Origin of the sequence: Nocardia sp. CA-129566 (assembly GCF_050956075.1) — a bacterium.
In the GTDB taxonomy this organism is placed as follows: Bacteria; Actinomycetota; Actinomycetes; order Mycobacteriales; family Mycobacteriaceae; genus Nocardia.
The window spans coordinates 4,590,409-4,614,690 of record NZ_CP192085.1 but is presented as its reverse complement, the minus strand read 5'-3'; the positions used below and the strand labels follow the sequence as shown (position 1 = coordinate 4,614,690).

At 65.0% G+C, this 24,282-nt stretch carries 29 protein-coding genes and 1 pseudogene; 19 read left to right on the top strand and 11 right to left on the bottom strand.

The window, feature by feature from the left end:
* The first annotated feature begins 167 nt into the window (after positions 1-167).
* Positions 168-1,739, top strand: a complete 1,572-nt coding sequence (locus ACQP0C_RS19825) for an alpha/beta hydrolase (RefSeq protein WP_433734359.1) — start codon at positions 168-170, stop codon at positions 1,737-1,739.
* 62 nt (positions 1,740-1,801) lie between these two features.
* Positions 1,802-2,926, top strand: a complete 1,125-nt coding sequence (locus ACQP0C_RS19820; RefSeq protein WP_433734358.1) for a BTAD domain-containing putative transcriptional regulator — start codon at positions 1,802-1,804, stop codon at positions 2,924-2,926.
* Here ACQP0C_RS19820 and ACQP0C_RS19815 read toward each other — a convergent pair.
* Complete coding sequence (locus ACQP0C_RS19815; protein WP_433734357.1) at positions 2,923-5,037, bottom strand: serine/threonine-protein kinase; 2,115 nt, start codon at positions 5,035-5,037, stop codon at positions 2,923-2,925. The genes ACQP0C_RS19820 and ACQP0C_RS19815 overlap by 4 nt on opposite strands.
* A gap of 188 nt (positions 5,038-5,225) precedes the next feature.
* Here ACQP0C_RS19815 and ACQP0C_RS19810 point away from each other — a divergent pair, with 188 nt between their 5' ends.
* A complete protein-coding gene (locus ACQP0C_RS19810) occupies positions 5,226-5,834 on the top strand; it encodes an HAD family hydrolase (RefSeq protein WP_433734356.1) in 609 nt (202 codons plus the stop codon).
* Here ACQP0C_RS19810 and ACQP0C_RS19805 read toward each other — a convergent pair.
* Complete coding sequence (locus ACQP0C_RS19805; RefSeq protein WP_433734355.1) at positions 5,831-6,478, bottom strand: TetR/AcrR family transcriptional regulator; 648 nt, start codon at positions 6,476-6,478, stop codon at positions 5,831-5,833. The two genes, ACQP0C_RS19810 and ACQP0C_RS19805, sit on opposite strands and share 4 nt — an antisense overlap.
* Before the next feature lie 131 nt (positions 6,479-6,609).
* On the opposite strand from ACQP0C_RS19805, the gene ACQP0C_RS19800 reads away from it, so the two are divergent.
* The 4 genes from ACQP0C_RS19800 (at position 6,610) to ACQP0C_RS19785 (ending at position 9,129) form a co-directional block, all read left to right on the top strand.
* Positions 6,610-7,758, top strand: coding sequence for an acyl-CoA dehydrogenase family protein (locus ACQP0C_RS19800; protein ID WP_433734354.1), 1,149 nt, complete (start codon positions 6,610-6,612; stop codon positions 7,756-7,758).
* A gap of 35 nt (positions 7,759-7,793) precedes the next feature.
* Positions 7,794-8,546: a 3-oxoacyl-ACP reductase FabG gene (gene fabG / locus ACQP0C_RS19795; RefSeq protein ID WP_433734353.1), complete on the top strand. Its 753-nt coding sequence runs from the start codon at positions 7,794-7,796 to the stop codon at positions 8,544-8,546.
* A gap of 130 nt (positions 8,547-8,676) precedes the next feature.
* Positions 8,677-8,895, top strand: a complete 219-nt coding sequence (locus ACQP0C_RS19790) for a hypothetical protein (RefSeq protein WP_433734352.1) — start codon at positions 8,677-8,679, stop codon at positions 8,893-8,895.
* A 24-nt stretch (positions 8,896-8,919) separates the two neighbouring features.
* On the top strand, positions 8,920-9,129 hold the full coding sequence (locus ACQP0C_RS19785) for a hypothetical protein (protein ID WP_433734351.1): 210 nt from the start codon (positions 8,920-8,922) through the stop codon (positions 9,127-9,129).
* 15 nt (positions 9,130-9,144) lie between these two features.
* On the opposite strand, the gene ACQP0C_RS19780 is transcribed toward ACQP0C_RS19785, so the two are convergent.
* Positions 9,145-9,393, bottom strand: coding sequence for a hypothetical protein (locus ACQP0C_RS19780; protein WP_433734350.1), 249 nt, complete (start codon positions 9,391-9,393; stop codon positions 9,145-9,147).
* A gap of 100 nt (positions 9,394-9,493) precedes the next feature.
* Between ACQP0C_RS19780 and ACQP0C_RS19775 the strand changes: the two genes are divergently transcribed.
* Positions 9,494-10,348, top strand: coding sequence for a helix-turn-helix transcriptional regulator (locus ACQP0C_RS19775; protein ID WP_433734349.1), 855 nt, complete (start codon positions 9,494-9,496; stop codon positions 10,346-10,348).
* Here the strand turns inward: ACQP0C_RS19775 and ACQP0C_RS19770 are convergent.
* Together ACQP0C_RS19770 and ACQP0C_RS19765 are read right to left on the bottom strand one after the other, a co-directional pair.
* Positions 10,339-11,001, bottom strand: a complete 663-nt coding sequence (locus ACQP0C_RS19770; protein ID WP_433734348.1) for a hypothetical protein — start codon at positions 10,999-11,001, stop codon at positions 10,339-10,341. The two genes, ACQP0C_RS19775 and ACQP0C_RS19770, sit on opposite strands and share 10 nt — an antisense overlap.
* 65 nt (positions 11,002-11,066) lie before the next feature.
* On the bottom strand, positions 11,067-11,369 hold the full coding sequence (locus ACQP0C_RS19765) for a winged helix-turn-helix transcriptional regulator (RefSeq protein WP_433734347.1): 303 nt from the start codon (positions 11,367-11,369) through the stop codon (positions 11,067-11,069).
* An 83-nt stretch (positions 11,370-11,452) separates the two neighbouring features.
* Between ACQP0C_RS19765 and ACQP0C_RS19760 the strand changes: the two genes are divergently transcribed.
* Together ACQP0C_RS19760 and ACQP0C_RS19755 are read left to right on the top strand one after the other, a co-directional pair.
* Positions 11,453-12,184 carry an arginase family protein gene (locus ACQP0C_RS19760; protein WP_433734346.1) on the top strand — a complete coding sequence of 244 codons (732 nt, stop codon included), beginning with the start codon at positions 11,453-11,455 and terminating at the stop codon, positions 12,182-12,184.
* A 177-nt stretch (positions 12,185-12,361) separates the two neighbouring features.
* Positions 12,362-12,901 (top strand): hypothetical protein, encoded by a 540-nt coding sequence (locus ACQP0C_RS19755; protein ID WP_433734345.1) that lies wholly within the window; start codon positions 12,362-12,364, stop codon positions 12,899-12,901.
* A 450-nt stretch (positions 12,902-13,351) separates the two neighbouring features.
* On the opposite strand, the gene ACQP0C_RS19750 is transcribed toward ACQP0C_RS19755, so the two are convergent.
* The 3 genes from ACQP0C_RS19750 to ACQP0C_RS19740 form a co-directional block, all read right to left on the bottom strand.
* Positions 13,352-15,634, bottom strand: coding sequence for an ATP-binding cassette domain-containing protein (locus ACQP0C_RS19750; protein ID WP_433734344.1), 2,283 nt, complete (start codon positions 15,632-15,634; stop codon positions 13,352-13,354).
* A 173-nt stretch (positions 15,635-15,807) separates the two neighbouring features.
* On the bottom strand, positions 15,808-15,975 hold the full coding sequence (locus tag ACQP0C_RS19745; RefSeq protein WP_433734343.1) for a hypothetical protein: 168 nt from the start codon (positions 15,973-15,975) through the stop codon (positions 15,808-15,810).
* A 65-nt stretch (positions 15,976-16,040) separates the two neighbouring features.
* On the bottom strand, positions 16,041-16,391 hold the full coding sequence (locus tag ACQP0C_RS19740; RefSeq protein WP_433734342.1) for a hypothetical protein: 351 nt from the start codon (positions 16,389-16,391) through the stop codon (positions 16,041-16,043).
* A 160-nt stretch (positions 16,392-16,551) separates the two neighbouring features.
* Between ACQP0C_RS19740 and ACQP0C_RS19735 the strand changes: the two genes are divergently transcribed.
* The 4 genes from ACQP0C_RS19735 to ACQP0C_RS19720 all read left to right on the top strand — a co-directional run bounded on the left by ACQP0C_RS19735 (position 16,552) and on the right by ACQP0C_RS19720 (position 18,157).
* The gene (locus tag ACQP0C_RS19735) at positions 16,552-17,460 is read left to right on the top strand and encodes a helix-turn-helix domain-containing protein (RefSeq protein ID WP_433734341.1); all 909 of its coding nucleotides are present in this window, start codon (positions 16,552-16,554) and stop codon (positions 17,458-17,460) included.
* The gene (locus ACQP0C_RS19730) at positions 17,450-17,665 is read left to right on the top strand and encodes a DUF397 domain-containing protein (protein WP_433734340.1); all 216 of its coding nucleotides are present in this window, start codon (positions 17,450-17,452) and stop codon (positions 17,663-17,665) included. Before ACQP0C_RS19735 ends, ACQP0C_RS19730 begins: the two co-directional genes overlap by 11 nt.
* Positions 17,655-17,867 carry a DUF397 domain-containing protein gene (locus ACQP0C_RS19725; RefSeq protein WP_433734339.1) on the top strand — a complete coding sequence of 71 codons (213 nt, stop codon included), beginning with the start codon at positions 17,655-17,657 and terminating at the stop codon, positions 17,865-17,867. The genes ACQP0C_RS19730 and ACQP0C_RS19725 overlap by 11 nt, the downstream gene beginning before the upstream one ends.
* An 80-nt stretch (positions 17,868-17,947) precedes the next feature.
* Complete coding sequence (locus ACQP0C_RS19720; RefSeq protein ID WP_433734338.1) at positions 17,948-18,157, top strand: DUF397 domain-containing protein; 210 nt, start codon at positions 17,948-17,950, stop codon at positions 18,155-18,157.
* 309 nt (positions 18,158-18,466) lie between these two features.
* Here the strand turns inward: ACQP0C_RS19720 and ACQP0C_RS19715 are convergent, their stop codons facing one another.
* Positions 18,467-19,072 carry an IPT/TIG domain-containing protein gene (locus ACQP0C_RS19715; RefSeq protein WP_433734337.1) on the bottom strand — a complete coding sequence of 202 codons (606 nt, stop codon included), beginning with the start codon at positions 19,070-19,072 and terminating at the stop codon, positions 18,467-18,469.
* 320 nt (positions 19,073-19,392) lie between these two features.
* Positions 19,393-20,112 (bottom strand): IPT/TIG domain-containing protein, encoded by a 720-nt coding sequence (locus ACQP0C_RS19710; RefSeq protein ID WP_433734336.1) that lies wholly within the window; start codon positions 20,110-20,112, stop codon positions 19,393-19,395.
* Between the two features lie 127 nt (positions 20,113-20,239).
* On the opposite strand from ACQP0C_RS19710, the pseudogene ACQP0C_RS19705 reads away from it, so the two are divergent.
* Positions 20,240-20,637 (top strand): annotated as a pseudogene (locus ACQP0C_RS19705) (transposase); the annotation flags it as partial.
* Positions 20,638-20,881: 244 nt separating this feature from the next.
* Here the strand turns inward: ACQP0C_RS19705 and ACQP0C_RS19700 are convergent.
* A complete protein-coding gene (locus ACQP0C_RS19700; protein ID WP_433734335.1) occupies positions 20,882-21,769 on the bottom strand; it encodes a TIGR03621 family F420-dependent LLM class oxidoreductase in 888 nt (295 codons plus the stop codon).
* A gap of 58 nt (positions 21,770-21,827) precedes the next feature.
* Between ACQP0C_RS19700 and ACQP0C_RS19695 the strand changes: the two genes are divergently transcribed.
* The 4 genes from ACQP0C_RS19695 to ACQP0C_RS19680 all read left to right on the top strand — a co-directional run bounded on the left by ACQP0C_RS19695 (position 21,828) and on the right by ACQP0C_RS19680 (position 24,269).
* Positions 21,828-22,226 carry a TetR-like C-terminal domain-containing protein gene (locus ACQP0C_RS19695; protein ID WP_433734334.1) on the top strand — a complete coding sequence of 133 codons (399 nt, stop codon included), beginning with the start codon at positions 21,828-21,830 and terminating at the stop codon, positions 22,224-22,226.
* An 84-nt stretch (positions 22,227-22,310) separates the two neighbouring features.
* On the top strand, positions 22,311-22,622 hold the full coding sequence (locus ACQP0C_RS19690; protein WP_433734333.1) for a nuclear transport factor 2 family protein: 312 nt from the start codon (positions 22,311-22,313) through the stop codon (positions 22,620-22,622).
* Positions 22,623-22,636: 14 nt separating this feature from the next.
* Complete coding sequence (locus ACQP0C_RS19685) at positions 22,637-23,830, top strand: alkaline phosphatase family protein (protein WP_433734332.1); 1,194 nt, start codon at positions 22,637-22,639, stop codon at positions 23,828-23,830.
* 70 nt (positions 23,831-23,900) lie between these two features.
* Positions 23,901-24,269 carry a hypothetical protein gene (locus ACQP0C_RS19680; protein WP_433734331.1) on the top strand — a complete coding sequence of 123 codons (369 nt, stop codon included), beginning with the start codon at positions 23,901-23,903 and terminating at the stop codon, positions 24,267-24,269.
* The last annotated feature ends 13 nt before the right edge of the window (positions 24,270-24,282 follow it).

The window sequence follows — 24,282 nt, the reverse complement described above, 5'->3', positions numbered from 1 at the left end:
ACCTTTCTCCCCGTTCGCGGCATCCACGCTACCGGCGTCGCATTCACGACATGCCCTACTGACGCGATCGGAAGTGAGAAGATATTTTCATCGCCTTCGGCGTACGCCTCGCTGGAGGACGGACGTGGCGTCGGGGCAATCACGCAGTAACCAGGGGGTCCCACACCATGCGGTATCGGTATCGGATTCTCCCGGCGCTGGCCGCCCTGCTGCTCATCACGACGGGCTGTGCGGGCCTGCTGACCGTGCCCGGCACGCCGGTAGTCACGCAGCCGCTGCCGACGGTCGAGGCCTATATGGCCCAGCGCATCGACTGGCAGCCGTGTGAGAACGGCCAAGCCGAATGCGGTTCGATCCGAGTACCCGTGGACTATGCCGATCCGGGCGCCATGGCCATCAGCATGCCGCTGATCCGACTGCGCGCCACCAATCCGGCCGCACGTATCGGTGTCCTGACCGCGAATCCGGGCGGGCCCGGCGAATCCGGCTACGAGCAGGTGCGTTACGCACTGAATCCGCGGGATACGAGTCTGCGCAAATTCCGTATTCGCTACGACCTGGTCGGTTTCGATCCGCGCGGCGTCGGCCGCACCGCCGCGGTCAGCTGCCTCAGCGATAAGGAAATGGACGACTACCTCGCCACCGACTTCACCCCGACCGATGCGGCGGGCACGCATCGGGTCGCCGACGCGCACAAGCGCTATACCGCCGCCTGCCTGCGCCATACCGGCAAACTCCTCGGCTTCCTCGGCACCGAATTCGTCGCGCGGGATATGGACATCATGCGCTCGGCCCTCGGCGAGGAGAAGCTCAACTATTTCGGGTTCTCCTACGGCACCCGGCTCGGCCAGTACTACGCCGACCGGTTTCCGGCGCATGTCGGGCGCATGGTGCTCGATTCGATCGACGATCCGAGCTGGACGACGAACCGCTGGGATTTCACCCCCGATCCCGACCCGCCGGATCCGACCCAGCTCTCCGCACACGACCGGATCGTGCGCGACATGCTCACCGCCTGTGCCGCCCGCTCGGATTGCCCACTGGACCACAATCCCGATACCGCCATGCGCAAGCTGCGCGAGCTGATCGATCGTGTGGACAAGGACCCGATTCCGACCAAGGACGGCCGCAAGCTCGGCTCGAATCTGGCGGTGCTCGGCATCTTCGAGGCCACCTACGACCAAGCCATGTGGCCGCGGTTCGAGCAGGCCTTCGCGGATGCATTGCGCGGCGACGGCACCGGACTCGCCCAGCTCGCCGACGGCTACGTCGGCCGCCGTGACACCGGCCGCTATACCTCCTCGGGCCCCGCCTTCTGGGCGGTGCAGTGCGCCAACGACGATCCCAAGAGCTATCGCTCGAAGTCCGAGGACCAGATTCTGGCGGAACTGCAGCACGATGCCGACCTGGCCGAGGTCACCTCGCCGCTGTTCGGCCGGAACCGAGCCTTCAGCACGCGGGTGTGTCTGTTCTGGCCGGTGCCGCCGACGAGCGTGTCGAAGGCCGTGTACGCGGTCGGCGCACCGACCATCGTGCTGCTCAACAACACCGGCGATCCGGCCACACCGCTGTCCGACGCGCAGCATGTCGCCGAGGAACTCGCCGACGCGGTGCTCGTCATCCGCGAGCATGAGGGGCATATCGCCTTCGATAACGGCTCTGCCTGCATCGACGCCATCGTCGTCGGATACTTCTTCGACGGCGTGGTCCCCGACCGTGGCACCCGCTGCCGCGACTGATTTTGGAAACGGTGGCGTCGCTGAGCTCGATAATCATTTCGAGAACGGGAGGACTGGCGGGGATGTCGGATATGCGGGCTCGGTTCGGGGTACTCGGACCGGTTCAGTTGACGATCGACGAGATGGCGCAGCCGCTCGGCGGCGTCAAACAGCGTGCGGTACTGGCGTATCTGGTGCTCAATGCCAACCGGCCGGTGTCAACCGAGGCGCTGGCCGAGGCGGTGTGGGAGGACAACCCACCGCCCGATATCCGCATCAGTCTGCACACCATGGTTTCGAATCTGCGAAAACCATTACGGGAGGCCGGACTGGACGCCCGCAACATCCTCTCCCGCGCCGGAACCGGCTACCGGATCACGGTGGCCGGGGACGGCTGCGATGTCCAGCGGTTCCGCGCCCGCAAGGAATCCGGGCTGCGGGCCATGGCTGCGGGCCGGTTCTCGGTGGCGAGCGAGGTTCTCTCCAACGCGCTCGCGCAATGGCGCGGCACCGCGCTGGCGGATCTGCAGGGACTCGGGTTCGCCGATGCCTTCGCCACTGCACTCGACGATGAGCGCATCGGCGTCATCGTGGCCCGCGCCCAGGCCGAGATCGCCCAGGGTCGGGCCGACAATGTCATCTCCGAGTTGGCCGAGCTGGCGGACAAGTACCCGTTGCGCGAACCGCTGTGGGAACAGCTGATCACCGCGCTGTATGTCAGCGGGCGGCAGAGCGACGCGCTCGAGGCGCTGCGCCGATTGCGTAAAACCCTCGCCGACGAGCTCGGCATCGATCCGGTGGCCTCGATCCGCGAACTCGAAGCGCGGATGCTGCGTCAGGAACCGCTCACCCCGCCCGCGGACGCCGTCGCATCCGCACTGCGCGCGACCACGATCGTCGATCTGGTAGCACCCGGATCCCAAGCGCACCTGCGGGATTCGAGCGGACAGACCTTCCCGATCACCGGCCCGTTCACCCGCATCGGACGCCTGCCCGATAACGATATCGTGCTCGACGACGGCAAGGTCAGCCGCCATCACGCCGTGATCGTCAGCAATGGGCTGTCGTGCTTGCTGAAGGATCTGTTGTCCTCCAATGGTGTTTACGTCGGCGGGGTTCGGGTCATCGATGGGATCGCGCTGTCCGACGGCGCGATCATCCGCATCGGCGATACCGAATTCACCTTCGGGATCGTTCCGCAGAATTAGCTGAAGTGCTTATCGAACCAATTCAGTAGTTGGGCTTCGGTTTTCGGTCCGGGTAGCGGATTCTCCGGTATGAGTGTGCAGAATTGGCCGATCAGGTGTGCATTGTCGTGCACGGCGATCAGGCAGGTCCGGGTACCGATACTCGGATCGTTGTCCAGGAAGCAGAAGAACCGCCCGACCGGCTTTCTCGCCGTCTCCCACACGTTGTCGGCTCCGCTGCCACCACCGCAGGCGTGTCCGCCGAGCACGCCGAGATCGGCTCGGTACAGGGCCTGGGCCGACTGGCTGTCCGGAAATCCGAAGAACAGGGCGGACGGATAATCGGCCGGAGTACTGCACACGATGGCGGCGTTGACCGTGCCGCCGGGCGGGGACATGTGCGCACAGTTCGCTGCCTGGTAGTCGTTGCCGAGCCGACCGAAGATCGCGCGGTCCTCTGGCGTGAAATAGTCCGGGTCACGGGCGGTTTCGTTGGTCAGGAACTGCGACGCGGTGAACTTGGTCAGGTAGTCGCGCAGCGGTTCATCGCTCGGTGTCGGCCAGATGAAGAATGCCAACGCCAGCTGGGTTTCATCGGTCATCACCAGGGATGGCTTCGGCGCGTTCGGGGTTTCCGCGCGGTTGGCGATGCAGGCCTTGCGGCCGGTCTCCTTGCCGTCGAGGACAGAGGGTCCGTCCGATCCGGCGGGGTCACCGGGGCAGTTCTTGGCCTGGAAGGTGCGCACCAGCAGGTTGTAGTAGTCGCGCAAGTCGTTGAGGCTGCGGAACCGCATGTATCGGGCCGCGGGTTCACTGGCCGCAGGGTGATCAGCGCAGAAGATGACCGCGAGGGTGGTGGAGGTGTCGGGCTGCTCATGCTGGCAGGTGGATCGTTTGCGGCCGGTCTGGGCGACGATCTTCAGCAGATCGACATCCGCGCCACGCAGCGCGGTGGCATCGGCGAGTGCGGAGCCTTTGCGATCACCGAGCAATGTCCAGAGCCCGAATCCGGCTCCGGCGGCGACGATGGTGGCGAGGGCCAGGATGAGTGCGACGAGGACACGGCGGCGCCGCCCCTGCTTCGGGACACCGGTTTTCTGGTCGCCGGTAGGCCGGGAATCAGATGGTTGCCCTTCAGAATGGGCATGCTCTGCATCGAGGAGCCCGACAGCGGGTGAATTGCTGGTTCCCCCTGTGGCGTTCGAAGTTCGATCGGTGAGGGCATCTGGCACACCGGTCGCGGGTCCAGGCGTAACCGAGATCTGTGTGCGTCCCTCGGTAACGGCACCGGCACTGGTCAGCGCCGCCTGTGCGGCGCTCGCGAGTTCACCGGCGGCGCTGAAACGTTCGCGCACATTCTTGGCCATGCCGCGGGCGACGACGGAGTCGAGCGCGGGCGATACATTCGGCCGGATCATGCTCGGTCGCGGCACCGGCTCGAACAGGTGCGCGCTGATGATCTGGGCATCGGTGCTGCCTGGATATGGCCTTGCGCCCGTGAGACATTCGTAGAGCACGCACGCCAGGGAATAGACATCGACCGCGGGTGTGGTGTGCTCGGCCCGGAATCGCTCCGGCGCCATATAGCTGAACGAACCGATCACCGCACCGTGGGTGGTCAGCCGATGATCGGCACTCGAATGGGCGATACCGAAGTCGACCAGATAGGCGAAGCCATCCTGGGTGAGCAGGATATTGTCCGGTTTGACGTCACGGTGGATCAGTCCTTCGGCGTGTGCGGCATCCAATGCGGCGGCGATTTGACGGATCACCGAAACCGCATCCTGAGGCGCCATCGGCCCATTGGTGCGCAGCACCGACGGCAAGCTGGCACCGTCGACCAATCGCATATCGATGTAGAGGCGGCCGTCGATCTCGCCGTAATCGTGAATCGGGATGACATGGGGTTCGCGCAGCCGCGCGGCCGCATCGGCCTCGCGCTGGAACCGTTCGCGGTAACCGTCGTCCTGCGCGAGCTTTTCCAGCAGTACCTTGATCGCGACAGTGCGGCGCTTGCGCATGTCGTAGGCCTCATAGACCTCGCCCATGCCGCCGCGACCGATCAGCCGATCCAACCGGTAGTGCCCGAACAGCGAGCCCACCGTGAGTGGCTGGCGCTGCTGGCTCGTCATCTCGTCCTCCGCGATACAGACCGGAGCCGTTCGCTCGTTGGTCAACTGTAAATTCGGCTGCCGGTTCCCTGAGCGGTTTCGCCCCGACTGCGGGAATGTCCCCCCCCCATTGATCTTCGCAGCGCCTCCGTTGGTTAACCAGTGGTGCCGCAGCGCCGCCGATCCTGCGCCGACGATAGGGTCCAGGTGTGAGCTGGACCGTTGGCTTCGACCTCGATATGACACTGATCGATTCCCGCCCGGGCGTGAGCAAGGCGATCGACCAGTTGGGTGCGGAGTTCGGGCTGGCGCTGCGCGGGGCCGAGTTCGCCGACCGGCTCGGTCCGCCGCTGGGGATGCTACTGGCCGATGCCGGTGCACCCCGGGAGTTGATCGCGCCGCTCGTGGCCCGCTACCGGGAGATCTATCCCTCGATCGTGCCCTACATTCCGGCCATGCCGGGTGCCGACGCCGCCCTCGCGGCGGTGCGTGCGCGCGGCGGGCGGGTGCTCATCGTGACCGGCAAACACGAGCCGCTGGCGCGGCTGCACGTCGCAGAACTGGATTGGCAGATCGACGAGGTGGTCGGTGATCTCTGGTCGGACGGTAAGGCGGTGGCACTGCGCGAGCACGGAGCCGACCTGTTCGTCGGCGATCACGAGGGCGATATGCGTGGCGCGCGGGCAGCCGAGATCTACGCGCTCGGTGTCACGACCGGTCCGTGCGATGCCGAGGAGTTGCGTGCCGCGGGAGCCGGGTGCGTTGTCCGCGATCTCCGCGAATTCCCGGACTGGCTGGCCGCGCACGGCCCGCGCTAACGTCCCCGCGCCGCACCCTCGAGCGCCGCGAAGCGCAACGCCAACCCATCCAGCAATGCGCGCAGCCCGGTCTCGAATGCGGCGTCATCGATATCGCGCTGGCGCCCCGACAGCAGATGCGCCTCGTCCAAGTGTGGGTAGTTCCCGCGATAGACGGCCGCATCCTCGGGGAACCCGCCCGCGAACGACCCGAGCGTCGATCCGGTGACGAAGAACCGCATCAGCGCACCCACTTGGGTCGCTTCCCGTCGTGGCCAGCCCGCCGCCACCAGACCCCCGAATACCGCATCGGCCTGCCGCAACGCATTCGGTCGTCGGCCCATGCCGTGATTCAAGGCGGGCACCAACTTCGGGTGCGCCGCCAGTGCCGCGCGATACGATCGCGCCCAATCGCGCAGCGCCACTTGCCAATCCGAGATGTCGGTGAACATCGACAGGTCGATCCGCCCGAGTACGGCGTCGACCATCGCGTCGAGCAGATCGTCCTTGGTGGCGACATGGTTGTAGAGCGAGGGGCCCTGCACGCCGAGTTCGGTGGCGAGTCTGCGGATCGATACCGCTTCCAGGCCTTCGGCATCAACCAGATCCAGCGCGGCCGACACGATGCGGTCACGGCTGAGCAAGGGCCGACGCGGTCTGCCCAATGAAAACCTCCTGGTAGATCCAATCCAGTGTCGCACGGCGGATGCCCGCGACGACAAACTTGCATCGTTAGTTTATCGAGGGTTAGCATAGCGGAAACTTTCACCGTTAGTTTTAGTAGCCGGGAGTCCTGATGAATCTGGAACTCAGCGACGAACAGGCCGCCGCCCAGCAGCTCGCGGCGGATTTCGTCGACCGTGAGATCGCGCCGCACGCCACCGCATGGGACCGGGCCGAATCCGTGGATCGCAAGATCGTGTCCAAACTGGGTGAACTCGGCTTTCTCGGCCTGACCATTCCCGAGGAGTACGGCGGCAGCGGCGGTGACCACCTCACCTACTGTCTGGTCCTGGAGGAACTCGGGCGCGGCGATTCCGCCGTGCGCGGAATCGTTTCGGTCTCTTTGGGTTTGGTCACCAAGTCGATCAGCCACTACGGCACCGACGAGCAGCAGCGCACGTGGCTACCGCGCCTCACCGCGGGCGCCGCACTGGGTTGCTTCGCCCTCACCGAACCCGGAACCGGTTCCGACGCGGCACAGTTGCGCACGCGCGCGGTCCGCGATGGCGACGACTGGGTGTTGTCCGGAACCAAAATGTTCATCACCAACGGCACCTGGGCCGATATCGCACTCGTCTTCGCGCGCACCGGCGGCGAGGGACATCGCGGCATCACCGCATTCCTGGTCCCGACCGACTCCCCCGGCTTCACCGCCCGCACCATCCACGGCAAGCTCGGGCTGCGCGGACAGGCCACCGCCGAACTCGTACTCGACGGCGTACGCGTCCCCGACAGCGCCCGACTGCACGACGAGGGCAAGGGTTTCACCGTCGCGATGGCGGCGCTGGCCAAGGGGCGAATGTCGGTGGCCGCTGGCTGCGTCGGCATCGCGCAGGCCTGTTTGGACGCCGCCGTCGGGTACGCCACCGAGCGCGAACAATTCGGCAAACCGATCGCGGGCCATCAGCTGGTCCAGGAACTGCTCGCCGATATCGCCCTCGATGTGGACGCGGCCCGGCTGCTGGTGTGGCGGGTCGCCGATCTCATCGACCGCGGCGCCGAATTCGCGGTGGCATCGTCGAAGGCCAAGTTGTTCGCCAGTGAGGCCGCGGTGCGCGCGGCCGACCGCGCACTGCAGGTCTTCGGCGGCTACGGATATATCGATGAATTCCCGGTCGGCAAATATCTGCGCGATGCGAAGGTGATGACCCTCTACGAGGGCACCAGCCAGATCCAGAAGCTGCTGATCGGACGGGCGCTCACCGGGGTGAGCGCATTCTGATGACCGCCGTACACAACTCCCGAGAAGGACGTTAGATGACCAGATTCACCGACCGGGTAGCCGTTGTCACCGGTGCGGCCCAGGGCATCGGCGCGGCCACCGCACAACTGCTGGCCGCACAGGGCGCGCAGGTCGCGGTGCTCGACCGCAATGCACCGGAGGACACCGCCGAGCAGATTGTCGCAGCGGGCGGTGCGGCCCGCAGCTACGTCTGCGATGTCACCGAGCGCGCCTCGGTGGAATCGGTATTCGCCGAGATCGCAACCGATCTCGGCGGTCCGCACATTCTGGTCAATAACGCGGGCATCACCCGCGACGATCTGTTCTTCCGATTGTCCGAAGACGACTGGAACGCGGTCCTCTCGGTCAACCTGACCGGCGTCTTCCACTGCACCCAGGCGGCTCAGGAGTACATGGTCGCCCAGCGCTACGGCAAGATCGTCTCGCTGTCGAGCCGCTCGGCGCTCGGCAATCGAGGTCAGGCGAACTATGCCGCCGCGAAGGCGGGCATTCAAGGCCTGACCGCAACGCTCGCCATCGAGCTCGGGCCGTACAACATCAACGTCAATGCCGTCGCACCCGGCTATATCGCCACCGCGATGACGGCCGCGACGGCGAATCGGGTCGGGCTCAGCACGCAAGCGCATCAGCAGGCCGTGGCCGAGCGGACGCCGCTGGGGCGGGTCGGGCAGCCCGAGGAGGTCGCGGCGGTGATCGCATTCCTGGCCAGTGATGAGGCGTCCTACGTCAGCGGTCAGACGCTGTACGTCAATGGTGGGGCCCGATGAAGGCTGTAATCGAAACCGATCGGTATGGGAAGATGGAGTCGGTTCGCGCACTCGGCAGCGGGAACCGACGTATGGCATCAGGCCAAAAGAAATAGCGCATCGGAGATAGCCGTCGACTGAAGGAGCAACCATGCGCGCCAAGTCGAATCAGTTCTTCGCATCTATGCTTGCCGCGGTGTTCGGCAGCCTCATGGTGGTGTCCGGTCCGGTCGCCATGGCTCAACCTCCGTCTTCGGATCCGACGCCGGAGTGCAAGGCCGGAGATTTCAAGGTCCAAGGTCCCTTCGACTGCAACTGCGGGCCGGACGGCAAGTGGGCCTGCAACGAGCGGGGGCACGGAGGCGTCTGAGGCGTGTCGCCTGAAGGAGCAACCATGCGCGCCAAGTCGAATCAGTTCTTCGCATCTATGCTTGCCGCGGTGTTCGGCAGCCTCGTGATGGTGTCCGGCCCGGTCGCCATGGCTCAACCTCCGTCTTCGGATCCGACGCCGGAGTGCCAGGCCGGAGATTCTCAGAGCCAGGGCCCTTACTACTGCATCTGCGGCAGCGACGGTCAGTGGGTCTGTCACGCACAGGACCGGTGAGCCCCGGCTCGGCGTTCACCAGGGAACGGCGCCGAAACGGTTGAAGAACCCGCCGGTGGGTCCGTCCGGTCCGATCGTCGCCAGGTGCACGATCGCATCGGTGCCCTCGGTAACCGTTTGATGGCCCGAATTCCCGTTCGAATCCGTTGCGGTGTAACCCGGATCGGCGGCATTGACGCGGGGGAGTTCGGCCAGCCTGCGGACGGTCTCGCGGCCGAGTCCCTTGTTCGCACCGGTCACCAGGGCTGTGGTCGTGTTGCTCATGGCTCGAGCCTGGCCCACCGCACGGGTTGGCTCCAGGACCGAGAACTCCTGGGATCGGCAGTACCACCCCCGCGCCTGGGCACTGCGGCATCATCGAGGCATGAATCGCACCGAACTCGCCACACTGCTGCGCCAGGCCCGCGCGAGAGTGCGGCCGGGCGATGTCGGACTGCCGAACGGTGCGCGCCGTCAGGTGCCCGGGTTGCGGCGGGAGGAGGTCGCCCAGCTCGCCGGTGTCAGCGTCGACTATGTGGTCCGCCTCGAACAGGGCCGGGGCCCGCGCCCATCCACCGCGGTGCTCGGCGCGCTGGCCCGCGCGCTGCGGCTCGAGGACATCGAACGGGATCTGATGTTCCGGCTCGCCGGTTCGGCGCCGCCGCAGGAGGGGCGAATCGCCATGGTGGTGCGGCCGAGCGTGTTGCGGCTGCTGGACCGGATGGCCGATCTGCCCGCGCTGGTGATTTCGGCGAAAGCCGATGTGCTGGCCTGGAATTCGATGGCCGCGGCGCTGCTCGGCGACTTCTCCGCGTGGTCGCCGGCCCGGCGCAATATCATCTGGCAGTCGTTTCTCGGCACCGAGCCCTCGCGGGTGGTTTTCACACCCGAGGAGGCCGCGGCGGGGGCGGAGTCCTGGGTCGCCTCGCTGCGCGGCGCGAAGGCCGCATATCCCGACGATCCGGATCTGGCCCGCTTGATCGCCGAATTGCGCTCGCGCAGTGAGCGATTCGAACGGCTGTGGCGCGAGGGGCGCACCGGGAACTGGCGCAGTGCCACCAAAACCATCGATCATCCCGAGGTCGGACGGATGGTGCTCGATTGCGATGCGCTGTTCGTACCCGACACCGACCAGGCCGTTGTCGTCTACTCGGCGGCACCGGGCACCCCGGCCGCTTCGGCGCTGGAACTGCTGCGTATCACCGGGACCCAGCAGCTTTCCGAGCGGCGTCAGGGCTGAGCCGAGAACTCATCGGCGAGCGTGTTCCAGAACATGAGTTCATAATTTTGGAACAGCCTCGCGTACAAATGCGCCTGCTCCGGCTGCAACCGCCCGGTGTCGAGTCCGGCTTGGATGGCGGCGAGGACCCGCTGTTCGATCTCGGGGACGTCGGCAGCGAAGAAGTCGAAGAACGCGCATGCGGCGTCGTCGAAATCGTAGTGGGTGCGCATTGCCTCGGCCACTGCCTTGCAGTAGCGGCCCCATGCGGTGAAATTCGAGTAGATGCCCGCCGCGGCGGCGGAGGGTTCGGCGTGCAACGCCAACCAGGCGACGTAGGCCGGATATGCCTGGCAGCCCGCTCTCGGCAGTTCCATGCCCTGGTCGGGTCCCACCGCATCCACCAGCGCGTCCAGCAGATCGTGCGCCTGTTGCTCGCCCGGTGGGAGTCCGCCGAAGAAGGCTCTGGCGTTCGGTTCGCCCGTCCGCGCCGCCATGGCGTGGAAGCTACGCAAATCGCTGCTGGTAATGCGCTGTTCCTCCGCCGCGATGGCCGCGAAAACCGCCTGCGGGGCTTGGCCCGTCGTGATCAGCGGGAGCAAGCGGTTGTCGCCGTCGCGCGGGGCCAGTTCGGCCTGGATCCCGTCGAGTAGCGCACGGGCGGAAAGCGTCATCGGAACCTCCCAATCCGTACGGGTGCCTCTATCTATTCAACCGCCCCACGACGACTATCGCCCGGTCATTCGGTTCCGTCTACGCCGTGTTCGACGTCCCAGCGTTGCCGGGCCGAGGCGATGACGTCCTTGTGATCACGTGACCAGTCGGCGAGCGCACCGATCGCGGCGGCGAGGCTGTGTCCGGTCTCGGTGAGCCGGTACTCCACCTGCGGTGGAATCGTCGGATAGGCGATCCGCTCCACCATGCCGTCGCGGCACAGCCGTTTGGTGGTCAGTGTCAGCATCCGCTGTGAGATACCCGGAATCGCCCGCTCCAATTCACGGAACCGCCGCACACCCTCGCTCAACTCCACGATCACCAGCACCGTCCACCGCGGCCTGTCCGCCCTCGATGACCTGACGGTAATTCGGTGGCACGGCTGTTCGGCACTGAATTAGTCTCGCGAAGATGCGCTTGCTCGTGCCGTACCACCTCGATGAGTATCGGCCGGAGATCGATGCTCCGATCACCCCGGACGCGGTGGTCACGGCCGTGCTGCCGGAGACCGCCGATCCATGGGCTCGGATGGCCGTGCTGTATGACGTCGTGGCGGATCGGGTCGCGGAGTCGGTGCGCGGGGGTGAACGTGCGGTGGTCGCGTCCGGGGACTGTACGACCGCACTCGGGACCGTGGCCGGGTTGCAACGGGCCGGGCTGGATCCCGCACTCGTCTGGTTCGACGCACACGGTGACGTCCAGACCGTGGAGACTTCCGCCTCCGGATACCTCGGTGGATTCCCCCTGCGCATGCTCGTCGGCTACGGTCGCCACTTGCTCGCCGACCGAATCGACTTGCGCGACATCGCCGAGGAGCGCGCCGTCTTGGTCGGCGGCCACGACCTCGACCCGCCGGAGGTGGAGTACCTGCGCACCGCTCGGATCCGGCACCGCCCTGTCGACGACCTCGGCGATCTCCCGGACGGCCCGCTCTACCTACACCTCGACTTCGATGTCATCAACCCCGACGACCTCCCCGGACTCCTCTTCCCCGCCCCCGGCGGCCCCACCCTGTCCGCGGTCTCGGCCGCCGTACACACCCTCCTCGCCACCGGCCGAGTGGCAGCCTTCGGCCTCGCCTGCACCTGGCGCGACAACGCCGACGCCGCCCACCACGTCCGCCCCCTGATCGATTCCGCCTGACCACACCTGGCGCGACACCTCCCACCAATGTCGGCCCCTGATCTTCTCCGTGCCGCCGAGGGCGACTGCAGCGACCATCGATCGCAAGCGGAATGGTGGCTCGAGCAGGTGATACATGAGCTACCGACGATCTTGTCCTACGTCGAGATCTCGGCGGGATCTGACAGGTCCGCGACGATGAGCAGCACTCGCTTCTATCAAACTGAGGTGGCGGCTGACGGATGCTGGGATGATAGGCAGGTTGACATCCTTCGAACGAGCATCGACGGGAGAACAACCATGTTCCACAGTTCGCTTCGCTCGAATCTAGCCGTTGTCACCGGGGTAGTCGGCTGCTGCGGAGGACTCTTCGCCGCAACCGCAGCTGCCCAGCCAGCCCCATCGATCACTGTCCAGCCTGAACTCGGCTACAACGTCAGCACGTTGACCATCAACGGATCGGCTACTTGTGACGGCGGTGGAACCGCCGGAGTCAATGTCGTGGATGGTTCGCTGGAACAAATGCTCCAAGGTGATATGGGTGGCCCGATCGCCGTGCAACTCGACGGACCGGTCATGGTCGACTGCGATGGCGCAGCGCACGCCTGGTCGGGCAATCTCAGCGCGCCCGGTCGCACACTGCCCAACGAATCCGGTGGCACGGTCACGGTCACACTCGCCCAAGGCCAGACCGTCATTGCAACAACCGGCCCGCAGGCAGTTCGCATCGTGCGCTGAACAATCGCCGTACCGAGCATCGGGCTGCGAACCGGCATCCATGCCGGGCGCTGAAACCCGGTGATGCCTGTCCGTGCGGGCCATCGCGATGTCCTGCCGCTTATCGAGCGGATTGATGCGGGCGGGCATAGGCCGCACCGGGCGTTCGATCACCGAGCGCCTGGTGCGGCCGGACGGTGTTGCACAAGAATCTCACCAGCGATGCAGGCTTGAAACAGTCAACGGTGTCGGCTCTGTCTTGCCATGAGGGCGATACGTGTTCGTCAATACCGATTTCACGGTGCCCCTGCATCGCGAGCCGGTCGGCGAATGGATATGCCCGGACGCGGTCACCTATCCAGAACGCAGCGGCGTCGGCCTGGCCGATCGATGAGCAGGGCCTGATCGGGCGCGGCCCCAGACCCTGCTGCACGGCACGCGTTGACCTATGCCGCCGCGGCGCCTGCTTACTCAGGCGCCCTTGTACTTTCGCAGGTACTCACCTGTCAGTGACGTCGGGTGGGTCAGCAGTTCGGCGGGGGTGCCGGTGAAGACGATTTCGCCGCCGTCCTTTCCGCCGTCGGGGCCGAGGTCGATGACCCAGTCGGAATGGGCTACCACGTCGAGATTGTGTTCGATGACCACTACCGTATTGCCGCGGTCGACCAAGCCGTCCATCAGGGCGAGCAGCGTATCCACATCCGACATGTGCAGGCCGGTGGTCGGTTCGTCGAGAACGTAGGTGGTGCCGGTGTTCTGGAGTTGGGTGGCCAGTTTGATGCGTTGGCGCTCGCCACCGGACAGGGTGCTCATTGCCTGACCGAGGCTCAGATAGTCGAGGCCGACCTCGTTCATCGTGCGCAATTTCGTGGCGAGTGCCTTTTCGGTGAAGAAGTTCAGTGCCTGCTCGGCCGACAGCTCCAGCACATCGGCAATCGACCTGCCGCGCAATGTCAATGCCAGCACCTCGTCGGAGAACCGACGCCCGTCGCACGCATCGCAGTGGGTGGTCACCGGGTCCATATAGGCGATCTCGGTAATGATCACGCCGCGGCCCTCGCACTGCTTACAGGCGCCGGTCGAGTTGAAGCTGAACAGGCCGGGCGACTCGCCCGTCGCCTTCGCGAACAGCTTCCTGATCGGATCCATCAGTCCCAGATAGGTTGCCGGAGTCGAGCGGGACGAGGCGGCGATCGCCGACTGGTCGACAAAGATCGCGTCGGGATGCTCGCGTACGAACACATCCCGGATGAGGCTGCTCTTTCCGGATCCGGCGACCCCGGTGATCGAGGTCAGGATGCCGGTCGGGATCGCGACCGTCACATCCTTGAGGTTGTGCACGTTCGCATGCTCGATCAGCAACTCGCCGTTGGACTTGCGGAATGTCTGCTTGACGGTGAACGGCCTGCGCAATCCGGCGCCGGTCGGCGTATCGGCGGTCCGCAGGTCCGCGAAGCTGCCTTCGAAAACCACCTGTCCGCCGTGCAGACCGGCCCGCGGCCCGACATCGACAATATGGTCGGCGATCTGGATGACATCGGGATCGTGCTCGACCACGAGCACCGTATTGCCCTTGTCCCGCAACGCTTTCAACAGGTTGTTCAACCGCCCGACATCGCGCGGATGCAGCCCGACGCTCGGCTCGTCGAAGATGTAGGTCATCCCGATCAAGGTGCTGGACAAGTGCTTGATCATCTTGAGCCGCTGCCCCTCACCGCCGGACAGTGTGGCGGTCGGACGGTCCAGGCTCAGATATCCGAGCCCGATATCGGTCACTCGCCGCAGCGCGGTCCGAATGGCGGCGGCCAGCCCGAGTGCGGCCGGATCGGTGATCTCGTCGAGCACGGCCATCAGATCGGTGATCTGCAGACCGGACCAGTCGGCAATGTTGCGGCCGTCGATCTTCGTGGCCAGCGCCGCGGGGTTGAGCCGTGCGCCGTCGCAGGACGGGCAGACGCCCTCGGTGAGGAACTTCTGCATCTGTTCGCGCGTCTTCTCACTGAGCGTCGAGGTATCGCGCTGCAACCGGGTGCGGGTGAATTTGGCCGCCAGCCCTTCGTAATTCGCCTTCCAAGTGCCCTTGCTGAAGGTCAGTTCCACCTTGCCGCCGGTGCCGTAGAGCAGATCGGTGAACTCTTCGTCGGTGTAGTCGGCCAGCTTCTTGTCCGGGTCGAATCGCCCTGACTTGCCGTACAGCTGCCACTCCCCGCCGCCAACGGCATAGCCGGGCAGCAGGATCGCACCCTCGTTGAGTGATTTGGTCCGGTCGAGCAGCCGATCCGGATCGGCCCGCACCGTGACCCCGAGTCCGTCGCAGTCCGGGCACATGCCCTGGGGCACATTGAACGAATAGTTGTAGACGAATCCGGCCGAGGGCGAACCGAATCGGGCGAACATGGCGCGCACCATGGAGTAGATATCGGTCATCGTGCCCACGGTCGAGCGCGGACCGCCGCCGACGGGCTGCTGGTCGATAATGACCGGGGCCGTCAGATTCTCCATCGCCTCGGCGTGCGGACGCTCGTAGCGCGGCAGGAAGTTGAGAATGAACGCGGGAAACGTCGCATAGAGCTGACGCTGAGACTCAACGGCAATGGTGTCGAATACGATCGACGATTTCCCCGAGCCGGAGACACCGGTGAATACGGTGATCTTGTTCTTCGGGATCTCCAACGACACATTGCGCAGATTGTGCTCACTGGCACCGAGCAGGCGGATGACATCGGGGGCGGCGATGGAATCGGCAGAAGGCATGCCGACCACCATGCCATGACCTACCGACAAAATGCCCGGGAAAGTGTGATGTAGATCACATTGATGACGGGTGTTCGGTCCTTGACCAGCGCATTCTTCGGCTGTCGCCGAAAAGTCGAACGGCTCGACGGATTCCGTTGACGCTCTTGAATTTCGCCATCTTCGGGTCTATCTCATGAGCCGAGGAACAGGCGTTCGCAGGGAAGGCGCGGATAGCGACTGGTATCGCCGAGATCGATGGTGACCGCGTCGACGTAATGCTGCATCCGGTGCTCGCGCGTGAAAATCAGCGCGGCGGTGAGGCAGGCGGCATAGTCGAAGCGCACGCCGTGCAGGAACACGCTGAGGTGGACATCCGGTTCGGCGGGTCGTGGCGAAACGCCTTCTGGGCCTCGAGGTTGCGCGCTCATGGTTTCCCGATGTCGCGAATATCGGTGGGCTGAATGGTGATTGCGTCGGCCTTGTCGGGCTCGGCATCCGAGTCGGAAATCCATCCGTCCTCGTCGACCGGCACCACCGAGCCGTCTGCCCGCTCGAGCATCGGACGGCTGTCGATGGGAGCGCAGTCGAGTTTCTGCTGGGTGTCTTCATGAAAGTCCGCGAGCAGACGACGCACAGATGGAGCTATCGGCGGGCCTGCCCACGCGCGGAGCGCGAACGCCACCTGCTCGACCAGATCCGGCGGCGCACCGCAGTACGCGGCGGGTGGCCCGGTGAACGGATCTCGTTGTGGAAGCTCTCGTTTCGGCGTGGACATGACGCAAGGGTGTGTCGAGCGCCGATGTACGGCAGGGCACATTCGCGAACTGGCGAAATCTCCGCGAATCCCCTGAGAACAGGCCAGTTCTGCCCCTATGCTCGTTCCGGTTCGGAACAAACCCATGTGGTTGAACGGAACGGGGGAAGGAACGGCGATCGTGACAAACGATGATGACGATCCCGAAGACACCAGTAGCACCCTGCCGCGACGCCAGTTGGGCCGGTTGCTTCGCGACGCACGGACAGCGGCGGGCCTGAGCTTGGAATCGTCGGCACGCTTGATGGACTGGGGCAAAGCGACATTGAGCCGTCTCGAGAACGGCAAGACCGAGAAGGTCAGACCCCGCGATCTGCAAGCTCTGGCGGAGCTGTACGTGGTCAGCGCTGATGATCTAGAGGCATGGAAGGAACTTGCCGCGCAAGCTCCGGTCCGATCCTGGTTGCGAACCTACAGTGATGTGCTGGCGACGAAATTCAACACGTATGTCGAACTGGAATCAGCCGCAAGCGAATTGGTGAACTTTCAGCCGCTGATCTTCCCGGGCTTGCTCCAAACCCACGCATACGCAGACACGATGAACCGCTCGGCCGAGCCACGAATCTCGGATGAGGATCTGGACCGGCTGGCGGCGGTGCGGACCCGGCGACAGCACCTGATCACGCGCGCGCGGCACCCAACCAGGCTGTTGTCTGTGATACACGAGAACGTCACGCGGACTGTGGTCGGCGGACCTGAGCTGATGGCCGATCAGTTACGGCATGTCGCCGATTTGAGCGCCCGCGAAAATGTCGATGTGCGCCTGCTGCCGTGCCATGCAGGCTTCCCGACTGGTCGAGTCATCGCCCCGTTCATTGTGTTGACTTTTCCTAAGGATTCGCAGGGTAAGCCGGTGGAGCCTTCGGTGGTCTATGCGGAAAACTTCGCCGGGGATACGGTTCTCGAGAAGCGTGACGATGTGCAGCGGTTCCGAAATGCGTTCCGCACGCTGCTCGGCGCAACGCTGGACGGCGGGCTGACTCGCATCCGATTGAGAGAGATAGCAAGGAGTTACGACAGTGAACATTGATATCGACCTAACCGGCGCGCTGTGGTTCAAGTCTCGGCGCAGCGACGCGGGGAAGGAATGCGTTGAGGTGGCCTTCCTCGACGGCGGCCACGTCGGTATGCGGGACTCGAAGAACCCGACCGGTCCCGCGCTGGTGTTCAGTGCGTCCGAATGGAAGGCCTTCACCGTAGGTGTGAACGACGGCGAGTTCGACCGTGAACGTTGATGCCGACCTGACCAACGCTCAGTGGTTCAAATCGAGCCGCAGCCAGGGCGGATCCGACTGTGTCGAAGTTGCCTTCCTCGAACAAGGACATGTCGGCATCCGAGACTCCAAGAACCCGACCGGCCCCGCGCTGGTCTTCACGCCCAGCGAGTGGGACGCGTTCACGGCTGGCGTGAACGACGGCGAGTTCGGCCGGACGTAGGCCGAGGTGGCAGAGCGGCCCCAGCTTACTCTGGGGCCGCGTGCATGCCCGGAGTGTCCATCCCGCAAGGAGTTACGACAATGAACGTTGATGTCGACCCAACTGGCGCGCAGTGGTTCAAGTCCCGACGCAGCGAAGCCGGAAAAGACTGCGTTGAAGTGGCCTTCCTCAACGGCGGCCATGTCGGTATGCGGGACTCCAAGAACCCGACCGGCCCAGCGCTGGTGTTCACTCCATCCGAGTGGGACGCCTTCACCGCAGGCGTGAACGGCGGCAAGTTCGACCGATGATGGCACCTGAATAACGCCGCAATCTGCTCGGCGTCGTGGCTGGCGAACGCCCGCGACGCGGCTTGAACGATGGCTCGGTTGTCGGCAGTCAATAGGCCGACAGTACAAACGTCCACGCGCGACATGCTGGCGGGAAACCGACGAAACCATCCGCAGCCCGATTTCCTCACCGAGGGCAACAGAAGCCTCGCTGAAGCGACAACGAAGCTACGCGCCGTTGACCGACTCGCACGGCTACGAGAATCGTCCCCGGTCGAATACCGCTCGGCCAGGGACGATTTGCGAATAGTTCAGTGGTACCACCGAAACTCAAGTCGTGATACCGCCGGCGGTGGCGGGCAGGCTGCCGATCACGGTGGGGGTAGCGGTGCCAGTTATCGGCGCCGTCTTCACATCACCGCTGAGTCTTTCGGCGATGAACAGGGTGTTGCCGGCTGCGGTGATACCGATAGGGATCGCCACACCGGTCACCAGGGACGTCGGCGTGCCGCCAGTTGTGGGCACCGTCCACACCCGATTGGACACCACGTCGCAGATGTAGAGGAGGTTGCCAATCCGGATGATCCCGCTGGTGCCAGCCATGCCCGACGCCAGAAGTGTTGCTGTGCCGCCGCTTTGCGGCACCGAATACACGTTTGGGCCGGTATCGGTGACGAATATGAGGCCACCGTAGGTGTAGGGCAGCGCATTGCTCGTACCGTCCAGAAGGTCCTGGACGGTGACGTTGACCGTGCCGGTGCCGGGTGGGGCGATGGCATTGAGCTGGGTGTCGGAGACGACGGTGAATGTGGTTGCCGTCGCGCCGAACCGCACGGTCAAAATTTTGCCAGCGAACCCGCTGCCGAATATCTCCACAGTATTGCCGCCCGAGGCAGGGCCGAAATTGGGGTTGAGCGAAGTGAGAACAGGTGCCATTGGTCCATCTCCGAACAGCGAAAGGATTATCCTGAAACAGGTGTCGACTCTTGTTGCGACACCGCTATATCCAGTAATCCTCCAGCAGTGGTAGTTCTGCAACGAGTTTCCAGTCCGGTTTCATCCGGTTTGTCCGTTGCTGCGGGATCCCAATGTTGTCGGGTGGGTACCCGAAGTCCCGAAATCCGACGCTAAGACCGTGTCTCATGTCGATGCGAATCGTTACCCGCGCGTCGGAATTGCCCCTGCGCGGGAATCGTCCCGGCCGGACACCGCCCGGCCGGAGACGATTTGCAATAGTTCAGTGGTCCCTCCGAAGCTCAAGCCGTGTCACCGAATGCGCCTGTGGGGATGGTGGCGACCAGAGTGGGGGTAGCGGTGCCGGTGATCGGTGCCGACACCAGGGTGTTGTTGTTTTGGTTGGCGATGAACAGGGTGTTACCGGAGACGGTGATTCCCGTAGGCCCGGCTAGACCGGTCACCAGGGGTGTGGGTGCGCCGCCGGTGATCGGCACCGTCGACACTCGATTGGCGCCCGTTTCGCAGATGTAGAGGAGGTTGCCGATCCGGATGAGACCAATGGGGAAATTCAGGCCGGACGCGAGAAGAGTTGGTGCGCCGCCGGTTTGCGGCATCGAATACACATGGCCGATTACGAGGCCATCGGTGAGGTAGAGGAGGCCGGTGCCGCCGTAGGTGTAGAGCAGCGCATTGCTCGTGCCGTCCAGACTGTCTTGGACGGTGACGTTGACCGTGCCGGTGCCGGGTGGGGCGATGGCATTGAGCTGGGTGTCGGAGACGACGGTGAATGTGGTTGCCGTCGCGCCGAACCGCACGGTCAAAATTTTGCCAGCGAACCCGCTGCCGAATATCTCCACAGTATTGCCGCCCGAGGCAGGGCCGAAATTGGGGTTGAGCGAAGTGAGAACAGGTGCCATTGGTCCATCTCCGAACAGCGAAAGGGTTAACCTGAAACAGGTGTCGACCGTTGTTGCGACACCGCTATATCCAGTAATCCTCCAGCAGTGGTAGTTCTGCAACGAATCTCCGGTCCGGTTTGGTCCGGTTTTGTCCGTTGCGGCCGGGTCCCAAAGTTGTCCGGGGGAACCAAATCCCGAAATCCGGTACTAATACTGCAACGGCACTCTGTTCGAGTATCGTGCCCGCGTGGTTGTGGATGTCGTTGCAGCGGAGCTGGATTCGCTGCATGCGAGAATAGGTGGCCGGTTCACCCGCTCGGAGCCGCGGGACCGGGCCCGAGCGTATGGGACCGGGTTGGTCGCGGGCCTCGAGCGTAAGAGCGGTTGGACACTGGCCGAGCGGGCGGGTGAGGTGAGCCCGGACGGTATGCAGCGGCTGTTGCGATGGGCGGACTGGGATGTCGACGGAATCCGCGATGATCTGCGCGGCTACGTCGCCGAGCCGCTCGGCGACTGTGAAGCGGTGTCGATCGCCTATGACATCGGATTCCTGAAGAAAGGCCTCCGGTCGGCTGGAGTGCATCGCCAGTACTCCGGCACGGACGGACAGACAGAGAACTGTAGATCGGGGTGTTCCTCGCCTATACCCAGATCTCGGATGTCGAGCAACAGCAGTTCCTCGGCGCGGGCAGCGGTCTCGTACAGCATGCGCCACAGCACCCGTTCCCGCAGCGGCGCATCCATGCCCAGCACCCCGGCAACCTCGTCGCGGGTCAGGGCGCACCCGCGGGCGTGACTTTTCGCGTCACCGGCCCTTACGGGCCTACTCCTCCCCGGTCATCCGCAGACCTTGATCATTGCTCCCGACCTGCCGTCGAATGCCCGGTGCTCAGCGCAGCAGTTCGATTACCGCGCCCATCGGCTCCATGCTGCTCTCGAGCACAGAGACGTAGCTGAATCCGAACCGTTCCCGGCGCTCTTCCAACTGCCGCGCCATTTCCTTCGGCGTCCCGATCAGCAACGCGGGCAACTCCTCCGGCCGGTCGGCGACATCGGCGGGCAGATGCGGCCCGTACCGTTCCAGTGCGGCCGATCGTTCCTCGGGCGGAACCACCCGCTGCAGCAGGATATTCAGCTCGACATCCTCGGCCCGGGTCCCGAGCAACTCCCGCAGGTGTGACATCCGTGCATCGGTTGCGGCGGGCCCGACGAACTGCAGTGGTCCACCGTTGTACGCCGGGGCCGCACCTGGCAGGGCGACGATTTCGGCGTATTCGGCCGCGACCCGCAGCAGCCGATCACCCCATCCGGCGATGGCCAGCGGCGGCCCTGCGGGTTGTGCGGGACGCGGCTGATACTCCGGATCGGCGAACAACCGCCGCAAGGTCGCGGCGGTCGCCGCCAACTGCTCGACCCGCTTGTCCGCGCTCTCGAAAGTGATTCCGGCCGTTTCGAATTCTTCTCGGACATATCCGGCGCCGAGTCCCAACTCCACCCGTCCATCGGTGAGTTGATCGGCCGTGGCTGCCTCACGTGCCAAGAGCGTCGCGTTGTAGAACGGCGTATTCAAGACGAACGTGGTCAGCCGGACCCGCTCGGTCGCCTCGGCCGCGAGCATCATTGCCGGAAAGGGTGCGGGCAATCCGAGATGGTCGGCCACACCGACCACGTCGTACCCGAGTTCCTCGGCCCTGCGACACTTTCGTATCCACTCCGCCCGGGAAGCGGGAGCGAGCAGGGTGACACCGAACCGGAACTTGCCTCGCGCAGCCGTCACCTTTTCCTGTCTACCAGCGTGTGCGCCCAACCCAGCTTTCCGGCAGCTCGGTAGCGATTTGGCCGACGCGCGCGCCGCCGCCGACACACCGCTGCAAGCGTTGACCGCGCTGGCCCGAGCTTATGTGCGGTTCTCCCAGGAAAATCCCGGCTACTTCCGCCTCATGTTCCGTCCGGAACTTTCGCAACCCGATAAGCATCCGGATGCGGGCGCGGCGGGCGATGCGGCCTTCGATGTCCTTGCCGACACCATCGCCGATGCTGTCGCTGCCGGGTTGCTGTCCGCCGACATGGCCGACACACTGGCCGTCATGTGGTGGAGTCTGGCGCACGGCATGGCCTCGCTGTGGCTGGACGGTCAGCTCGAAAAGCGCAGCATCCAACTCGGGACTGCGGCGCCGACGCTGGTCGAGGACATCATGCGCACCTTCACCGCACTGGTCGGCCCCGGCGCGTGACACCCGCGCGAGCGTACCCGGCACTAGAGTGAAGCCGAATGTTTGCTGTCCGATGCACCCACACTCTTCGAGAGGGATGTTCCGATGACACAGCAGCTCGATCCCACGGTCCGGGAATTCGTCGCGGCGCTCAACGACGCCGATCAGGACCGCTTCTACGCCATCCTCACCGAGGACGCGACCATGTCCGATGACGGCGTGGAGCGCAATCTCGCCCATTGGACCGATTCCGAGATCTTCAGCAGCAACGCACGCATGAATGTCGAGTCGATCGATGACGGCGGCACCGCGCTGGTCGCCGACTACACGAATTCCCGCTGGGGATCGATGCGCACCGCATGGCGGTTCACCGTGCGCGACGGCAAAATCAGCCGATTCGAGACCGGCCAGGCCTGAGTACGCTCGAGTGCGTGTCGTCCTCGCCCGCCGCCCGGCCACCAGCCGCTGATGGAGTCGCTTCGCGACACTGCATACCCCGGTACGGCACGGGCTCGCTCGCGGACCTGTTCCCCTCCCTCCTCGCCGGGCTCGGCGTGCCCGGCGAGGTCGATCGGCTCGGCCTCGAACTCGCCGCCGACCGGATCTGCGTATTGCTCGTCGACGGCCTCGGCGCGCAGGCATTGGCCGCGAATTCCGAAGTGGCGCCATTCCTGTCGAGCATGGCGCAGCGCACGCTGACGGCGGGATTCCCGAGCACGACCACGGTGAGTCTGAGTTCACTCGGCGTGGGTGTGCCGCCCGGCGAACACGGGATCATCGGGTATCTGATGCACGTACCCGGCTACGACCGGCTGATGAATGCGCTGACCTGGCGGCTGCACGGCCCCGGACCGAAAATCGACCTGCTGCGTGAACTGGTCCCCGAGCAATTCCAACCCACACCAACGGTATTCGAGCGCGCCGCGGCCGACGGCATCGCGGTGACCCAGGTCGCGCCGCATCTGCAGGCGGGTTCCGGTCTCACCCGAGCCGTGCTGCGCGGGTGCGAATTCCGCCCCTATGTCTCCTTCGGCGATTTCGTCGACGGTGTCGCCACCGCCGTGCGTGCGGGCCGGCGCTCGCTGGTCTACGCCTACCACGGCAACCTCGACACCACCGGGCATGTGCGCGGACCATCCTCTTACGCTTGGCTTTTGGAGCTCGCGCACGTCGACCGGCTGGCCGCGACCATCGCCGAACACCTGCCGCCGGATGCCGCGCTCATCGTCACCGCCGACCACGGCATGGTGGAACTCACCGACCGCGTCGACTTCGACACCACCGAGGTCCTGCGCGACGGTGTGCGCCAGCTCGGCGGTGAACCGCGCGCCCGCCACGTCTACACCCATGACGGCGCGGCCGCCGATGTCGCGGCGACCTGGCGCGAATACCTCGGCGCCGACTTCGAGGTCGTCACCCGCGCCGAGGCGATCGGGCGCGGCTGGTTCGGCCCCACCGTCACACCGCGGATCGCCGAGACCATCGGCGATCTGGTGGTGGTGGCCGGTGGCCTGCGCGGCGTCGTGCGCACCGGCGCCGAACCGCTGGAATCGATACTCATCGGCCTGCACGGTTCGCTGACACCCGCGGAAATGAATGTGCCGCTGTGCACGTTCGGGCCGTAATCGCGCCGCTGCCCTAGGCTGTACCGCGACGTCGCGGGCATCGCCGCCCGCCCAGCCGCCAGGAGGAACCATGGGTGCAGCACCGCGTAGCGATTCGATGAGGGGTGGCGCTCGGGCGACGCATGGACGCGCCACGCTGTCACGGGTCGGACTCGCGCTCGCGGCGGTCACCTTGCTGCTGGCTGGTTGCTCCGATATCCAACGTGCGCTCAACCAGGGTGGCGACACCACCTGCCGCGACTACGTCAAGCAGGACCAGGACGGCAAGCGCATGACGATCACCAAATTCATCAAGCAGCAGACCAAGGACGATCACGAACCCGCGGGAACGGCGGTCGACGCCACCATGATTCAAGTCGACCTGCTGTGCGGCGCTCAGGTCAACCAGGACACCCCGATCAAAAAGGCCGATATCGCAGGCATTTTCATCAACAAGTAGTCCAGTTTCCATC

Bases quoted from the DNA above. Each gene is read 5' to 3' on its own strand.
- ACQP0C_RS19715 (WP_433734337.1), bottom strand. From the start codon at position 19,072: ATGGCACCTGTTCTCACTTCGCTCAACCCCAATTTCGGCCCTGCCTCG.
- ACQP0C_RS19720 (WP_433734338.1), top strand. From the start codon at position 17,948: ATGAACGTTGATGTCGACCCAACTGGCGCGCAGTGGTTCAAGTCCCGA.
- fabG (WP_433734353.1), top strand. From the start codon at position 7,794: ATGACCAGATTCACCGACCGGGTAGCCGTTGTCACCGGTGCGGCCCAG.
- ACQP0C_RS19750 (WP_433734344.1), bottom strand. From the start codon at position 15,634: ATGCCTTCTGCCGATTCCATCGCCGCCCCCGATGTCATCCGCCTGCTC.
- ACQP0C_RS19760 (WP_433734346.1), top strand. From the start codon at position 11,453: ATGCGCTTGCTCGTGCCGTACCACCTCGATGAGTATCGGCCGGAGATC.
- ACQP0C_RS19815 (WP_433734357.1), bottom strand. From the start codon at position 5,037: ATGACGAGCCAGCAGCGCCAGCCACTCACGGTGGGCTCGCTGTTCGGG.
- ACQP0C_RS19780 (WP_433734350.1), bottom strand. From the start codon at position 9,393: ATGAGCAACACGACCACAGCCCTGGTGACCGGTGCGAACAAGGGACTC.
- ACQP0C_RS19775 (WP_433734349.1), top strand. From the start codon at position 9,494: ATGAATCGCACCGAACTCGCCACACTGCTGCGCCAGGCCCGCGCGAGA.
- ACQP0C_RS19755 (WP_433734345.1), top strand. From the start codon at position 12,362: ATGAGCAGCACTCGCTTCTATCAAACTGAGGTGGCGGCTGACGGATGC.
- ACQP0C_RS19825 (WP_433734359.1), top strand. From the start codon at position 168: ATGCGGTATCGGTATCGGATTCTCCCGGCGCTGGCCGCCCTGCTGCTC.
- ACQP0C_RS19800 (WP_433734354.1), top strand. From the start codon at position 6,610: ATGAATCTGGAACTCAGCGACGAACAGGCCGCCGCCCAGCAGCTCGCG.
- ACQP0C_RS19690 (WP_433734333.1), top strand. From the start codon at position 22,311: ATGACACAGCAGCTCGATCCCACGGTCCGGGAATTCGTCGCGGCGCTC.
- ACQP0C_RS19790 (WP_433734352.1), top strand. From the start codon at position 8,677: ATGCGCGCCAAGTCGAATCAGTTCTTCGCATCTATGCTTGCCGCGGTG.
- ACQP0C_RS19820 (WP_433734358.1), top strand. From the start codon at position 1,802: ATGTCGGATATGCGGGCTCGGTTCGGGGTACTCGGACCGGTTCAGTTG.
- ACQP0C_RS19785 (WP_433734351.1), top strand. From the start codon at position 8,920: ATGCGCGCCAAGTCGAATCAGTTCTTCGCATCTATGCTTGCCGCGGTG.
- ACQP0C_RS19740 (WP_433734342.1), bottom strand. From the start codon at position 16,391: ATGTCCACGCCGAAACGAGAGCTTCCACAACGAGATCCGTTCACCGGG.
- ACQP0C_RS19770 (WP_433734348.1), bottom strand. From the start codon at position 11,001: ATGACGCTTTCCGCCCGTGCGCTACTCGACGGGATCCAGGCCGAACTG.
- ACQP0C_RS19680 (WP_433734331.1), top strand. From the start codon at position 23,901: ATGGGTGCAGCACCGCGTAGCGATTCGATGAGGGGTGGCGCTCGGGCG.